General features: G+C 62.7%; 12 protein-coding genes. 8 read left to right on the top strand and 4 right to left on the bottom strand.

What is annotated here, in order from left to right; genetic code table 11:
• Nucleotides 1–38: 38 nt before the first annotated feature.
• From H6678_10460 to H6678_10470, 3 genes are all read right to left on the bottom strand, one after another.
• Nucleotides 39–1952: a glutamate mutase L gene (locus H6678_10460; protein ID MCB9474221.1), complete on the bottom strand. Its 1914-nt coding sequence runs from the start codon at nucleotides 1950–1952 to the stop codon at nucleotides 39–41.
• Nucleotides 1953–2219: 267 nt separating this feature from the next.
• Nucleotides 2220–2531: a hypothetical protein gene (locus H6678_10465; GenBank protein ID MCB9474222.1), complete on the bottom strand. Its 312-nt coding sequence runs from the start codon at nucleotides 2529–2531 to the stop codon at nucleotides 2220–2222.
• Complete coding sequence (locus tag H6678_10470) at nucleotides 2512–2949, bottom strand: hypothetical protein (protein MCB9474223.1); 438 nt, start codon at nucleotides 2947–2949, stop codon at nucleotides 2512–2514. Before H6678_10470 ends, H6678_10465 begins: the two co-directional genes overlap by 20 nt.
• Before the next feature lie 289 nt (nucleotides 2950–3238).
• Between H6678_10470 and H6678_10475 the strand changes: the two genes are divergently transcribed.
• The 3 genes from H6678_10475 (at nucleotide 3239) to H6678_10485 (ending at nucleotide 5264) form a co-directional block, all read left to right on the top strand.
• Nucleotides 3239–3622 (top strand): PAS domain-containing protein, encoded by a 384-nt coding sequence (locus H6678_10475; GenBank protein MCB9474224.1) that lies wholly within the window; start codon nucleotides 3239–3241, stop codon nucleotides 3620–3622.
• 37 nt (nucleotides 3623–3659) lie between these two features.
• The gene (locus H6678_10480) at nucleotides 3660–4058 is read left to right on the top strand and encodes a hypothetical protein (GenBank protein ID MCB9474225.1); all 399 of its coding nucleotides are present in this window, start codon (nucleotides 3660–3662) and stop codon (nucleotides 4056–4058) included.
• Between the two features lie 159 nt (nucleotides 4059–4217).
• Nucleotides 4218–5264, top strand: coding sequence for a T9SS type A sorting domain-containing protein (locus tag H6678_10485; GenBank protein ID MCB9474226.1), 1047 nt, complete (start codon nucleotides 4218–4220; stop codon nucleotides 5262–5264).
• Between the two features lie 53 nt (nucleotides 5265–5317).
• On the opposite strand, the gene H6678_10490 is transcribed toward H6678_10485, so the two are convergent.
• Nucleotides 5318–5752, bottom strand: a complete 435-nt coding sequence (locus H6678_10490) for a hypothetical protein (protein ID MCB9474227.1) — start codon at nucleotides 5750–5752, stop codon at nucleotides 5318–5320.
• Nucleotides 5753–5963: 211 nt separating this feature from the next.
• On the opposite strand from H6678_10490, the gene H6678_10495 reads away from it, so the two are divergent.
• The 5 genes from H6678_10495 (at nucleotide 5964) to H6678_10515 (ending at nucleotide 15099) form a co-directional block, all read left to right on the top strand.
• Nucleotides 5964–7673 (top strand): helicase-associated domain-containing protein, encoded by a 1710-nt coding sequence (locus tag H6678_10495; GenBank protein MCB9474228.1) that lies wholly within the window; start codon nucleotides 5964–5966, stop codon nucleotides 7671–7673.
• Nucleotides 7674–7873: 200 nt separating this feature from the next.
• Nucleotides 7874–12496 carry a hypothetical protein gene (locus H6678_10500; protein MCB9474229.1) on the top strand — a complete coding sequence of 1541 codons (4623 nt, stop codon included), beginning with the start codon at nucleotides 7874–7876 and terminating at the stop codon, nucleotides 12494–12496.
• 59 nt (nucleotides 12497–12555) lie between these two features.
• Nucleotides 12556–13032, top strand: coding sequence for a nuclear transport factor 2 family protein (locus H6678_10505; GenBank protein ID MCB9474230.1), 477 nt, complete (start codon nucleotides 12556–12558; stop codon nucleotides 13030–13032).
• 199 nt (nucleotides 13033–13231) lie between these two features.
• Complete coding sequence (locus H6678_10510) at nucleotides 13232–14272, top strand: hypothetical protein (GenBank protein MCB9474231.1); 1041 nt, start codon at nucleotides 13232–13234, stop codon at nucleotides 14270–14272.
• On the top strand, nucleotides 14269–15099 hold the full coding sequence (locus tag H6678_10515) for a hypothetical protein (protein MCB9474232.1): 831 nt from the start codon (nucleotides 14269–14271) through the stop codon (nucleotides 15097–15099). Before H6678_10510 ends, H6678_10515 begins: the two co-directional genes overlap by 4 nt.
• Nucleotides 15100–15114: the final 15 nt, after the last annotated feature.

Here is a 15114-nt window from a genome sequence, read left to right on the forward strand (position 1 = left end):
TTTCATGCGGGCCAGCAACGACTTCGGTATCAAAAATCTCAGTGACGCCCACTCATCCCGAGTTGATGCGCCTGCTTGACCAGGTTCCAGCGGGACAGTCGCTCCAGCCGTCCGGGGGAATTGGCCCCGAAGGTGAAGGGACGGCCCCTCGTGTCCACCACCAGACCCACGACTCCGCCGTGGATCGTGCGAGTCAGGCTCTTGCCCGGTCCCGCACCAAGATCGAAGCCGCGGGCCGGCTGCAGCAGCAGTTCGCAGCTTTCACCAAGGGCCAGGGGGAAGAGCCGTAGCTCATCGGTGGCGATGTCTTCGCCCAGCCGGCTGCCGTTGGGCAACTGGCCACTGATCTTCAGGCAGGAGCCCGGGCGCCGGGGCAGCTTGCCCACCGGTGCGATGCAGGTCCCCAGATAGATCATGCAGTCCTTGTCGAAAACCTGGGTCGCGGCCTCTTCGTCCAGGCTTGACAACACGCCCAGATGGGGCATCATGAAGATGCTGTCCACGGCCAGACGCGTGATGCCTTCCGGCAGGAATGAGTCCACGAGCATCCAGGCGGTCTGCACGCGTTCGGGTGCGTGTGACAGCACTCCGCCACTGCCGACCAGCAGGTCCAGGGCCATCATCTTGACCAGGGAACGGCTGCCGTCCTGGGCGAAGGCATCTGAAATGGTGCGCTCCTGTTGCACACCCTTCAGCTCCACCGCGAAATTCTTGTGCTGGATGAAGGAAAGGCGCAGCGCCTCGCGCGCGATGGCCTGCTCCACTTCCAGTTCCTCCATTGTCTGGGGAATGGTCGTGGGGCGAATCATCTTGTTGCCGATGCGATTGCGCAGGTCGTTCTCGTCGATGTCGTGACTGACCCAGCGCTTCACGTTGGCGATGCCTGCCTCGACGAGCACATTGGACACGCTGTAGCTCATGCCCAGATTGGCCGAGACGGTGCGGTTGAAGACACCGCCGAACACGCTGAAGACGTCGGTGGTGGCGCCGCCGATGTCCACACCCACCACGTTGATTCCGTTGATGCGCGCGATGGTTTCGATGATGCGGCCCACGGCGCCCGGTGTGGGCATGATGGGAACCTGGTGAACCTGGCCGTTCTCGTCACCCGCGCGGCACATGTCCATCAGTTTGTCGTAGCCAGGTGCCTGCTTCATGACGTGCTCCATGAACAGGTCATGGATCCGGTCGCGGGCAGGGTTCAGGTTCTCGCGTTCCAGGGTGGGGCGCAGATTCTCGACCACGGTCAGCTCGCTGACCGAGCCCAGAGCTTCCTGGACTTCGGCGGCGATGTCGTTGTTGCCCGCGTAGATGATGGGCAACTTGAAGCCCATGCCGAGGCGGGGCTGGGGCTTGGCGGCCGAGATCATTTCGGCCATTTCCAGGGGCAGGGCGGCATTGCCGCCATCGGTGCCGCCGGCCTGCAGGATCATGTCCGGGCGAAGGTGACGGATCTGGTCGATTTTCTGGTGCGGGAGTCGGCCATCATTGGCGGCCAGCACGTCCAGCACGATGGCCCCGGCGCCCAGGGCGGCACGCTGGGCCGATTCGCCGCTCATGCCCTGAACGAGCCCGGCGACGATCATCTGCAGGCCACCGCCGGCGGAGCTGGTGGAGATGTAGGCATCCACGCCATCGTCGCCCTCCTGGGGCACGATGATCTCCCAGCCCTGGCTGCCATCTTCCTGGGTGACCTTGCGCAGCAGCCGCCGGTTGGGCGTGGCCTTGCGCTCGGTGCCATCGGACAGCAGCAGGTCGGTGTGGGAGAGTTCTTCCACTTCCATGGCGCCGTTGATCACGCCCATGGTGACATCTTCGAACGGAGCTTCGACGGTGGTGGGAGCTTCGCCACGGATCGTCTGGCGATAACCGTCGCCGATTCGCTCGATCAGGATGCATTTGGTGGTGGTACTGCCGCAGTCGGTAGCCAGAATCGAACGAATCAGCTTCATGAAATCCGGTTCCGTGAATGGACGGACCGGTGCCTCGCGCTCCGGGCGGAGTGGTGCTTGCTGTGGGCCGTGAGCTGGATGTGCGTTACCGTTTTTCCTTTGTCCGCCGAGTGGAGAACAGGAAGGCATCGCGGGAATTCTGCTGTCAATCGCATCGAGAACAGTCCGGGCGGCTCCTTGCGGAAGGTGGAATCAAAAGCCCCAGCCTGCTTCTCAGATCCGATTGCGCCGGTGGGCGGAATCAGGGGGCGCGCAACAGGACAGGGCCTAGGCCCCTTCCCGCTGCTGATATTCGAAGAATTCGATCAGGTCGACAATATAGGGGATGGTTTCCCGCTTCTCCAACATCTCGCGAACGCTGTCGAAAGTTCCCCCCTCGAAGACAATCTTCACCAGCGGGGAGAGAAAGACCATGCCCTGGCTGATGACGAAGTTCATCGGGGTGGTCGACTCCAGCATGAAGATCGCCGCGGCCGAAAGGCGCCGGCGCACGATGTCCCGGGCGAATTTCTGGATCGCGCGCTGTTGATCCTCGCTGATTCCCGGAGGGCATGACGGCTCAATCATTGGATGCATCACGTGCGAGCTTGCGCTCGATGAGGGTGTTCAGGGCCGCGCGCAGATCAGGATCGGGCAGTGGGGGCAGCAGAACGCGCCGGCCATCGGTGAGCGTCAGCTTCATCTGCCGTGGCCCCTGAAACCGTGAGCGGACCTGGTCCCAGCCCACCTGGCGCGTGCCGGTCAGGGGCGAGGACAGTACCAGCGCGTGTTCGTCGACACGGCAGCTGGCGGGAAAGAGGTAGTCCCGCAGCGAGAAGATGAAGATCACGATCAGCGCCGCGCTCACGGCGGACGCTCCCAGCCAGTACAGCACCAGTCCCGAGATCACCAGGATCATCAGAACGACCAGAACTCCCTGGACGGGTTTGCGCGCCAGGGGGTGCCAGGTCCAGTCGAGATGGGTTTCCGGAAGGGTGTCCGGGGACTGATTTTCCATGGGCCGAAAGTACTGCTTTGCCCATCGGCAGTTCAAATGGTGGCCGCTGGAAGACATCATTCGATTACCAATCCAGCTGGAATCTCGTTAATCTCTGTGGTTGTCCTGCCGATCCAATTCGTGCGGAACCGCCCCCATGCTTGTTTCCGGGGCAAAACAAGGCAACGCGATGCAGAGAATCTGCGCTTGGTGCAACAAGGTAATTGACTCAATAAGTGACTCGGACGGCCATGCCGAAGTCTCCCACGGAATATGTCCCGCATGCAGTCAGCGCATTCTGAGTGAGGCGTTGGATCAGCTGCATTCCCAGATCCATGTGCTGGCGGAGCCGGTCATGTTGGTGGATGAAGAGGGCCTTGTTCTGGACCTGAATGCCGCAGCCGTGGAATTGCTGCAGCTTCAGGACTCACCCCCGAAGGGCAAGTATCTGCCCGCCCTGCTTGGCTGCAGATCCAGACGATATCCATCCATGCGTCAAGTCAAGAAAGCCTCCAGGTCGTGCTGTGGCCTGTGTGCCCTCATTTCCGCTACCATCCGCTCAGGCACGACGGGTCTGCGCTCGGTGATACGACCGCTGAAGATCGCCGGAGCCTGTTCGATAAAGTCCGTCGAGATCCGGGCACGGTATCTGTGCCAGAATGCCTTGCTGAGCCTGAAGGTTCTGGAATCGTGATGGCAACATCTGGTCCAACAGGGGAGCACGGAACAACATGAAGCTGGTCTTTGCCGACACGGAAGCCCCGGTTCTGTTCGTGGACACGCAGGGCCTGATCCAGGGGGCCAATCAACCGGCTCAGGATGTCCTGCATCGCACGCTCGAGGAGATTGTCGGCCAGCGCGGAGGCGCGGTGATGGGGTGTCACAACGCAAGCCTCCCGGGAGGGTGCGGCGAGCAGGAAGCCTGTCCGCTTTGCGTGCTGCGCAATTCGGTGATGGACACCCACGAAACGGGCCAGGCCCATCTCCGGGCCAGGGCCGTTCTTCCGGTTGACCCCGGCCCGCCCCCTTCTGAAATGGCCGTCTGCTTTTCCACGGCACTCCACCAGGGGCTTGTGCTGGTCAAGGTGCACGATATGGAAATCGGGGTCGTCAGTCCGGAGCTGACCTGATTCCCGGTTGAACAGAACCGAAGAGGGTGTTGGCTGGTGCATGTCGACCAGCAATCCCACCAAAGGCCCTGAGAATTTCCCCGCCCCAGCTTTGAATTGGCCCGGCAGAATTGGCATGAATCTGGCGATGTGTCTTCCCAAAGCAGGAGGGCACACACCATGAAGACGATACTGCGCCAGAGCATTGTCATGCTCTGCACCGGAGGCGGGCTGCTGCTGGTTCAGGCGGCCAACGCCCAGCAGGCCGACGATGATTCCCCGAGCGTGTACCGCTCGGTCAAGAATTCGGGCGAAGAAGTGCCGGAGTGGCTCCGTTACGATCTGTTCGGCCGCATGGATCCCGCGGACATGTCACGCAGCGGAGGGGATGACCCCTGGAGCGCGATCGAGGTACCCGTATTGGCGGATACCTCGCGATACGAGGGCAACAGCAACAACAGCTCCGGGAACTACTTCAGCCTGGGAGGCTGCAACTGTCTGCCCTGGGCGCCCAACATGCTGTCCGCCAGCAGCCTGTTTCCGGAAAATGGCACACAACTGAGCAACCAGTGGTTCAAGCGCAGCGAAGACTGGTATACCTTTACCCTGGATGGCCCCACCACGGTCTGGATGAGCACCTGCGTGCAGGGGGGTGAAAACCACTTCGATACGGCCATCGCCATTCTGGACCAGCAGTACACGGTGGTCTCGATGAACGACGACTGGTCCGAGTGTGACACATCCGAAGCCCGGGGCGGGGCCGGGCGTGACGGCCATGATGATGACGACGATGACGACGATGACGACAATGGCTGTGATGACCGCTTCAACTCGGGCCTGCTGGTGGAGTTGCCCGCGGGCACCTACTACGCCATCGTTGGCGGCTACCAGCAGGAACGGGGCGAGTACGACGTGGAGTTCAGCTTCCGTGGAACCGGCAGTGCCGATGCGGAGGATCAGCCAAGCACGGTCAGTCTGCAGCAGAACTACCCCAATCCCTTCAACCCGAGTACCGAGATCCAGTTCTCCACGGAAGACACAGGTTTCGTCGAGTTGACCGTACACAATCTGGTGGGAGAAACCGTTGGTCGGTTGGTGAATGGCATGCTGACCCGGGGCAGTCATCGGGTGCGCTTCGACAGTGGAGCCCTGCCGTCCGGTGTCTACATCTACCTGCTGCGGTCGGGAGGAACCACGCAGGCCAGAAAAATGGTGCTGACGCGCTGAGACGGACCGATCCGCAGCGACAGCCTTGTGAACCCCTTCTCCGGAAGGGGTTTTCAGCTCCCGGAGTCGGCCGGACCGGAAGGAGTGCGCGGCGTTCTCACGGTGCCGCCCACCACCAGCGCCGCACTCAGGATCAGCAGGTTCTTGATGATGTACTGGCCTTCCAGGGTGGGAGCCCAGGGGACCATGCCCGGCTGGAACGTGACGCCGGGAAGAATCACCAGCGGCATGAAGGTGCCCACCATCTGAAGCAGCAGCAGCAGGATTGCCAGCCGCAAGGTGGACTGGAACAGGAAACAGACCCCGATGGCCACCTCCCACCAGCCGATGATGGCCACCCATCCCGCAGGGGTGAAGAAAGGCATCCAGTCCACGGTGGCCATGACCAGAGCCGTTGCCGAGGAATGTCCCATGGGCTTGAGTGCCCCGAACCAGATGAAGATGATCGCCAATGACAGGCGCAGAGCGGGCAGTCCGGCCAGGGCCATCCTGGAAGCCAGCCAGTCATCCATGGAGTCCAGTGTGTGTTTCATGGGTCGAATATAGTCCGGCCATCCTGTTGCCGCCAGCGAGGACGGAGGGAATCCCGCTTCGACCTTAGACTGGCCATTGCCACATTCATTCCCTTCACCCCGACCCATCGCATCCGGACGTGAAGCAAGCGACAGGCAGAGGCCGGTCGCCGGAACCCCCGCCCAGTTGGCGGAATCCGCGTGTCACGACAAGGAAATCGACCCCGTGTACAACCCCAACAATCCGCTGATCGTCCAGTCCGACAAGACCATTTTCCTTGAAACGGCCAACCAGCTCTTCGAGGACGCCCGCGACGAGCTGGCGCGCTTTGCAGAACTGGAAAAGAGCCCCGAGCACCTTCACACCTACCGACTCTCGCCGCTGTCACTCTGGAATGCGGCCTCCAGCGGTCTGGGCAGTGCCGAGATCATCAGCACCCTCAACCGCTACTCGAAGTATGTGGTGCCCACCAATGTGGTCCAGGACATCCGGGAATACATCACGCGCTACGGCCGGGTCAAGCTGGATCGGCTGGACGAGAACTCGCTGGTGCTGGAGTGCGACGACCGCACCCTGATGATCGAGCTCTCCCGCCACAAGACGATCATGCCGCTGCTTGAGGAGCTGCTGGACGACAAGCGGGCCCGGATCCGTCCCGGCAATCGTGGCCACCTGAAACAGGCCCTGATCAAGATCGGCTTCCCGGTGGAAGATCTGGCCGGCTACACCGACGGCGAGAAACTGGACATCGTGATTCGCGAGCGCAGTCTCAGTGGCATGGCCTTCGGGCTGCGCAGTTACCAGCAGGATGCCGTGTCCGTGTTCTGGGCAGGTGGCGGCAAGGGCGGAGGCAGCGGTGTGCTGGTGCTGCCCTGCGGGGCGGGCAAGACGGTCATCGGCATCGGTGCCATGAGCAGGATCGGCATGCACACCCTGATCCTAACCACCAATGTCACCGCCCTGCGTCAGTGGAAGAACGAGATCCTGGACAAGACCGAGCTGACCGAAGAGCAGATCGCCGAGTACAGTGGCGACCGCAAGGAGATCGCGCCGGTCACCATTGCCACCTACCAGATTCTGACCTATCGGCGCAGCAAGAAGAGTCCCTTTCTGCACTTCGACCTGTTCAACAAGCACAACTGGGGCCTGATCGTCTATGACGAGGTGCATCTGCTGCCCGCGCCCATCTTCCGCGCGGTGGCCGAAATCCAGAGTCGTCGGCGCCTGGGCCTGACGGCAACACTGGTGCGCGAGGACAACAAGGAAGACGACGTCTTCAGCCTGATCGGCCCCAAGAAGATCGATGTGCCCTGGAAGGAACTGGAGCGCCAGGGCTGGATCGCCACCGCCAACTGCGTCGAGTATCGCCTGGGCATGAGCGCCGATCTTCGTCTGGAGTACGCCCTGGCCGAGACCCGCCGCAAGTACACAGTGGCCTCGACCAACCCGGTCAAGCTGGAAGTGATTGACGCGATTCTGGAGCACCACCCGGACGATCAGGTGCTGATCATCGGGCAGTTCATCGACCAGCTCAAGACCATCGCCAAGGTGCTGGACGCCCCGCTCATCACGGGCAGCGTGCGCAACACCCAGCGCGACGAGCTGTACAACCGCTTTCGCCGCAACGAGTTGCGCATCCTGGTGGTCAGCAAGGTGGCCAACTTCGCAATCGACCTGCCCGAGGCCAGCGTGGCGATTCAGGTCTCCGGTACCTTCGGCAGCCGACAGGAAGAAGCCCAGCGCCTGGGGCGCGTGCTGCGACCCAAGTCCGGCAACAACCAGGCCTGGTTCTACACCCTGGTGACCCGGGATACCATCGACCAGGAATTCGCGATGAACCGCCAGCTGTTCCTGACGGAACAGGGCTACCGCTACGAGATCCGCAACTTCGAATAGGCCTTCCCGGATCCTGCGTGCTCTTCCGGGGAGTGCGCCCATCTGTTGCCGGGTGAGCACTCCTGTGGTCCCTTCTGGCACGAATTGTCATTTTGCCAGTCGCCCGATCAGGGCTCGCACGCAGTCCTCTCGCGCTGTCCGGTATCCGGTCAGCACCTGAGGGCCCGTCCGGACGACATTCCACCAATGAATCGGCCAGCATGCTCCATTCCCCACGCACTCTCATTCTCGCGTCATTGATCGCGCTTGGCGCATCCTGTCCCGGTGTCAGCGCCCTCGAAGTGGCTTCCCGCAGCTGGTTGCGCGTGGAACCCGCGGGCACCTCGGTCCAGCTGCACCTGGCGCAGCAGGGGCGCGATACTGCCGCGGCCCCCGCGCTCCCGGCGGACCCTGTCATCCTGGTGGAGACCCGGCTGAGCCGACTCAGCCTGCGGGACCGGACGGGACGTGAGCTGCCGCTTGAGATGCACGAGATCGCACGCACCCGGACGGGGCGTCGCGTGGCGATTCACCTGCAGGCCGACTGGCTCCGCCAGGGGCTTGTGTTGCAGGAAAGCGGCGAGGTGCTGGCGCGCCCGGTGGCCCGGGACAGCCAGGGCGAAACCGATTGGGCGCCCCATCATCTGGTGCGGATACGCGTGGATCACGATGGATTCCATGCCATTGGCTGGCAGGACCTGCGGGACCAGCTCGGCAGCGCGGGCCTGGCCGACTTGCCCGATCCACGCCTCTGCAGTCTGGTGCACGACGGAGTGCCCCAGCCGATCCGGATCACGGGCGAAGACGATGGACGCTGGGACCCCGGGGACCGAATCGAGTTCCACGCCCAGGTCTCCCTTCAGCAGGACCCCGGTCTGGGGCCGGACAGCCGCCTGAACCCCTATTCGGACACCGAAGTTTACTTTCTCGTGTCCAACGGCCAACCCGGTTACCGGATGGGTCAGGAAAGCGGGGAAGTGGTGGAGACCGACCCTGCGCTCTACCGCACGCCGCTCAGTTTCTACCATACGGAACACTACGAGCAGGATCTGTTCCACAGCCAGCTCGGTTATGTGGACAACGAGAGCCAGCCGGACCACTTCTTCTGGGAAACCAATCTGCGGGCCGGTCAGTTGCGCAGCGTCGACTTTCATGCCCCCGGGCTCAACACACGCTCGACCCAGCCGGTCAGCCTGGTGCTCTGTCTGCGTGGCGGCTCGGCTCCCTCCACGGGCGATCAGCCCTACTACCAGCGCGTGCAGGCCTACGTGAACGGCTCGGGGTCCCAGGTCCTGGACATCGGGGGCGAGGGCGACTGGATCAACCAGGAGCTGAAGGTGCTGGAGTTCGGCGAGGAAGCCTTTCCGTCACACACGGATTTCCGCGAGGACAACGTGCTGACGATCGCGGGAGTCGATCTTCCCCCTGCCGGCGAATTCTCCAACGCCATGCTCAACTGGTTTGATGTCACCTACCAGCGCTACTACCAGGCCGAGAACGATTGCCTGGAGTTCTCGGTGGACAGCGAGTACAACAATCAGTTGATCTACTTCAACCTGACCGGGTTCAGCAGCGACCGGATCCAGGTCTACAAACTTGGCCAGAGCCGCGTGAACAACCTGCTGATCCGCCCGGATACCGGTGGGTGGCGGGTGGCCTTCCAGGATGTGCCTGCGCCGGGCGACCGCTATCTGGCCATTGCCGAAGACGCCATGGATACTCCCCTGTCGCTGGAGCTGGTGGAGTATCACGATCTGGCCAACACGGCCATTGCGTCGGACTATCTGGTGATCATGGCCGACAGCCTGCATCGCTCGGGCGGGGAGTCCATGCTGGACCCGCTGTTGCCCCAGTGGAGCCGCATCGGAGCCGTGCGCGTGATCTCGGATGCCTGGATCTACGACGAGTTCGGCGATGGGCGTTTCAGTCCCTTCGCCATCCGCGACTTCCTGACGTATCTGGAGCTGGCCTCCTCCGCTCCGCCCAGTCATGTTTTGCTGTTGGGTGACGGCGCCCTCACGCAGCGTGATGCGGGCCGCCTGGGTCGTCCGCTGCTGCCCGTGCGCTTCCAGCAGGTCTATCGTTGGGGTGCCGCCTCCACGGACGACTGGTATGTGGCCGCCGAGAACGGCATCAGCGACGGAGCTCTGCTGACCCGCTGGCCGGTGAACAGCCTGGAGCAGCTCGCCAACATGGTGGACAAGTGTCTGTCCTACGACGAAGCCGAAGCCGGCGCCTGGAACAACACGATTTTCCTGATCTCGGCGGACCGCCAGAGCGAAGGAGACATCTTCATCCGCCAGCGAGAAGAACTGATTCGACAGAATGTCCCCGCCGACTACTTCCTGCGCCGCCTGGATGTGGGCTTCAACGACAGCCGCTACAACGGCCTGACCAGTGAACTGCGGCGGATCTTCGATCAGGGCGTGGTCATGGCCAATTATTTCGGTCATGGCGGCGGAGCCGTGTGGTACGACTTCAACCTGCTGCGCAGCGAGGATGTGATCACATTCGACAACGCGGCGACCCTGCCACTGGTGACCAACACCACCTGCCACATCGCCTCCATCGAACTGGAAGACGCTCTCGGCAAGGCCTTGCTCAACAGTGGCCCGATGGGGGCGATCGGCGTCCTGGGCTCCTCGGGACTGAGTTTCTTCCAGGCCAGCATGGAGCTGCTCAAGCTGTACTACGACTACCAGTTGAGCAATCCCGACTACGAGGTCAGCCGCGCATTGCGCCTGGCCGAAGACCAGTTCAGAATTGACCGCCTCTACAACAGCAGCGATTCGCTGAATGCCGAGATCGCCCAGACCGTGATCACGCTGACCCAGTATCTTGGCGACCCGGCCCAGATGCTGCGACTGCCCCGAACGCTGGATGTCAGCCTGCAGGGCGGAGCCAGCATCCAGGCGGGCGAGACGCTTGCCTTCTCGGGAGTCAGCGATCTGCCCGACCAGCCCGGGCGGCTGGAGTTCTATTCCGCCACCGACCACCCCCAGCTGACGGGGCAGGATTTCGTGGAGGGAGTCGTGCATCACGACTTCAGCACGGATGCCGCGGGCAACTGGCAACTGCAGGTGCCCGCGCCGGGCGATCTGTATCAATCGGGGCTCTGGGGCAGCGCACGCCTGTTGGTGGGGAATGATCGGACCCGGCATGCGGGCGTGCGCTTCTTCTATGCCGACAGCCTGCAGCAGGTCTGGCTGAGTGATGCACTCCTCGAGCCCGAGTTTCCCCACGAGGGTGAGCCGATCGCACTCTGGATCACAGCAGCATCGCCCGACCCCATCGACAGCCTGATCGCTGAGGTGCGCAGCTGGGCACCCGGGGGCGACTCCAGTGATGTGAGCCGACGGATGTTGCCTCAGGATGGTGCGCCCACACGTTTTGCCAGCCAGCAGGACATCGGGCCCTTCGAGAATGGCACCCGGTTGCGTGTGCTGTATGTGGTACACAGCGCAGGCGAGAGCGTCACATCCAATCCCACCTTCTTCGAGGTGGCGCCCCGGCTGGCGCTGGTGTCCAGCGACTGGCTCGGCTATGGCGAAGACCTGGGAGGAAAGGCCCGCCTGCGCCTCAACAACCGGGGGCGTGGTGCCGCCGACTCGCTGCGCATCGAACTGCGTGATGCACAGGGCGACGCGCTACAGAGTTGGTGGGTCCCGGGGCTGGCTGCTGGCGAGAGCCGGGACGAAGACCTGGCCCTGGATCACGGCCTGCTGGGCGCAAGGTTGAATCTGGTGGTGGATCCCGAAGGCCTGGTGAGCGACAGCGATCTTGCCCAGTCCTGGGAGCTGCTGGCCGACCCGCTGTTCGTTTTTGACCACGGGCCGGACGTGGCCGTTGTGCGGGAAGTTGCCCCCGGTCTGGTGCTGCAGTTCGCCCACGAGCCCGCACCCGGCTGCACCGAAATAAGTTTGGCACACAAGGCGGGTCTGACTTCGTCCACCGGTCCCCAGCCGGACCTGGTCGAGGCCACTCCCTTGCTGGCTTTCCGCAGACTGGGCCAGGGAAGCCTGCCCACCTGGAATCTGGAGTACAGCGTGTCTGGCTCCGATACGCTGGGTGCCCGCGAACTCAATGCGTTCGTCCTCGACCCACTGACCGGCGTGGCCGTGCGCGAAGGAGCTGGCAACCTGACCGTGAGCTCGCTGAGCGGTGGACTGCGCATCGGTTTTGCGGCTGCGGGTGCCGGAGCCATTCTGGGCCGGCTGAGCGATGGCGAGCCGCCAATTGCCGAAGTGTCCGTGCAGGATCAGCTCTTCGCCGACGGAGACCATGTGCCGGCCCAGCCCGTGTTCGGGTGGCTGATTTCCGATCGCAACGGCATCGCCTCCGCCAGCCTGACACTGAGTCTGGATCAGGTGGAGCTGGACAGCGATGCGATCACACTGCAATCCACCGGAGACAACGGCGGCTTGCTGGTGCAGGTCTCACCCGATTTCAGGGATCAGCCCGCGTCCTCGCACCAGTTCGTGCTGGAAGTGGCTGACGCCGCGGGCAATCTGCTGCAGAAGACCACCAGTTTCCGGGTGGCCGGAGATTTCGGGCTGGCCTATCTGGGCAACTATCCCAACCCCTTCGACCGTGATACCCGCTTCATCTACAGTCTGAGTGGTGTCGCCGATGCGGTGGAAGTACGCATCTACACCGTTTCCGGCCGCAAGGTGCGCACCCTGCGTCGCGGCGGCCCGGTGATCAACTACGACGAAATCTTCTGGGACGGTCGGGACGAAGAGGGCGACCTGGTGGCCAATGGCGTCTACTTCTATCGTTTCATCGCCCGGGGAGATCAGGGAGAAATCAGTCGCCTGGGCAAGATGGCCCGAATCAAGCGCTGAACAAACGGCAACCGACCAGCATCCGTTCCTTTTCTTGCAACACGAACTGGAGGACGGTCATGAGACACGGAACCATTCTTTTCCTGGCCCTGCTGGCACTTGGCAGTGCCATGGGCCAGCCGGCCAATTCCGCGCTGAACGAGGCCGTGCGCGCGGCCGAGACCGCATTCGCCCGGACCATGACAGAGCGCGACCTCGAGGGCTTCGCGAGTTTCCTGTCCGAGGAAGCTGTCTTCGTGGGAAACAGCAGCCTGCGTGGACGGAAAGCGATTGCAGAAGGCTGGTCCGTTTTCTTCACCGAGCCGGAGGCCCCGTTCAGTTGGCATCCCGAGCTGGTGGAAGTGCTGGAATCGGGCAACCTGGCATTGAGCAGCGGTCCCGTGCTGGACCCCGGGGGCAAGCGAGTTGGCGTGTTCAACTCCATCTGGCGACTCGAAAGCGATGGTGAGTGGCGCGTGATCTTTGACAAGGGCTGCCCGGTCTGCGAGGACGAGCCTGATTCCGGACTGGATTCGAATCCCGACGGCGAGGAATGAGAATCCGCTGGCTTCCGTCCAGGCCCGATGCAGGCGGAAACCAACGCAAACAAAGCCATACAGTGCCATATTGGCCCGCCACTGCCCTTGAGGGGTAAAGCAGGGCCATACGGGCGTCGATAGTCTTCGGACCCGGCCAGCCGGCGACGCCAGCCAGAACGAGAATCCAGACAGACCCAGTTCGGACGGACCCCGGCCGATGCATCAGGCCCGACTCAGCTCCCGCTCCTCCTGCCACCGCATCCTGCTAAGCGGTTTGCTGCTTTGCGCGACGGCTTTTCCGGCAAGAGCGGGCAAGTATGCCGGGGAGTTTCTCGAGCTGGGCGTGGGTGCCCGGGGCCTGGGCATGGGCCAGGCCATGACCGCCGTGACGGACGACGCCTATTCCTTCTACTGGAATCCCGCCGGCCTGGCGCTGGTGAACCGACGCTCTGTCTCCGGCATGGCGGCCAGCAGCTTTGGAGAACTGAGTGACCCACTGGCCAGCACCATGCAGGTCGGTTTCACAATGCCGGTGGGCCTGGCCAATCTGGCGCTGAATTATCTGCGCTTCTCGGTGACCGACATTCCGCGATATCCGTCCTACCCCGATGCCGCCTACAGCTTCGCCGAACGGCGGCGCCTGATCGAAGAGAACGGCGGAGAACCGCTGGGCAGTTTCGAGGATGTGGAACAGGCTCTGTTCTTCAGCTTCGCCAAGCTGAATGAACTGACACTCAACTTCGGTTGGCTGTACCGCGAGATTCCGATGCGGATTCCGGTGGGGGCCAACTTCAAGGTGATCCAGAACGAGCTGGACGGCCACAAGGCCCAGGGCATCGGCGCGGACGCGGGCATTCAGGTGCAGTTCAGCCTGGATGACCTGATCACGCTCAGCGGCCTGGGCGATCTGTGTCTTGCCGCTCGTTTCGAGAACTTCACCAACACGGGCCTCGAATGGGACGTGGGCGAAGACGCCATCAACTACAACCATGTCTACGGTTTCGCCTGGAAACGGCGTTTCGAGAATCTTGGTGTGGTGCTCAGCCAGGACATTGACCACCGTTACGAGACCGTGCATCGCACGGGGCTTGAACTGGACTGGAAGAGCAGGGTCCGTGTGCGCACGGGCACCCTGGGGCGTCAGGATCGCTGGACCTACGGAGCGGGCTTCATGTTCAGGGACCTGAGCGTGGATTATGCCGGATTCGACCATGACCTGGGCCGCGTGCACCGACTGAGTCTGGTGTACCACCTGTGAACGGGCGTGCATTGCTGAATTGCGCCGCCATTCTTGGGCTGGCGCTGCTGCTGGTTTCCTGCGGCGAGAACCGGGGCGACGAGGACCAGACCGCACCGGACGCCCCCGTGATGCGTCTGACCGCCTGCAGTTTCGAAGGGCCGGTCTGGCCCGAAAGCGGTGTGGACGCCGAGCCGGGCAGCACGGGCATCCGGGTCGAATGGCAGCTCTGGCCACGCCCCGAAGATCTGGCCGGATTCGTGGTCTTTCGCGGTCATCAGGAAAATGCCGACACGGTGGGGGTCTTTTTTGACATCACCGGGGATCCGGCGCAGTTTCTGGTGGGAGCCCCCGAATACTTCAGCTTCATTGACACGGGGCAGAACTTGAACCTGTTCACCAGCCCGGACATTCATGGCAACTTGCACACCTGGCATTACTTCGTGCGGGCTCTGGACACTTCAGGTAACTTGAGCGCGGCCTCGGATACGGTGCACTACACCCTCTACGATGCGCCCCTGGTCCAGGAAGCCACCCTCTGGGCGGACAGCCTGCGTGTGCGCTGGAGCTACGGCCGTCCGGGTCCCCGACTGGCGGGTTACCAGCTGATGATGCTGGATGAAAATGATGAAATGGTCTGGTCTGCCGATATGCAGGAGAATTTCGACCTGCAGAATTTCGACCTCAGTTGGAACGTGGCATCTCTGGGAACGGTCGCCGGCAGGAGTTTCAGGTTGCGCGTGGATACACTCTACGAGCGCCCTCCGGCAAGCGAAGACATCCGCTCCAATCCTGACAACTGTCCCCTGGCCGGCTCGGAGTCGGGCTGGATTGAGCTTCAGCCTTAGTCGATAAGGAACGAA

Source organism: Candidatus Delongbacteria bacterium, from assembly GCA_020634015.1.
Taxonomy (GTDB): domain Bacteria; phylum CAIWAD01; class CAIWAD01; order CAIWAD01; family CAIWAD01; genus JACKCN01.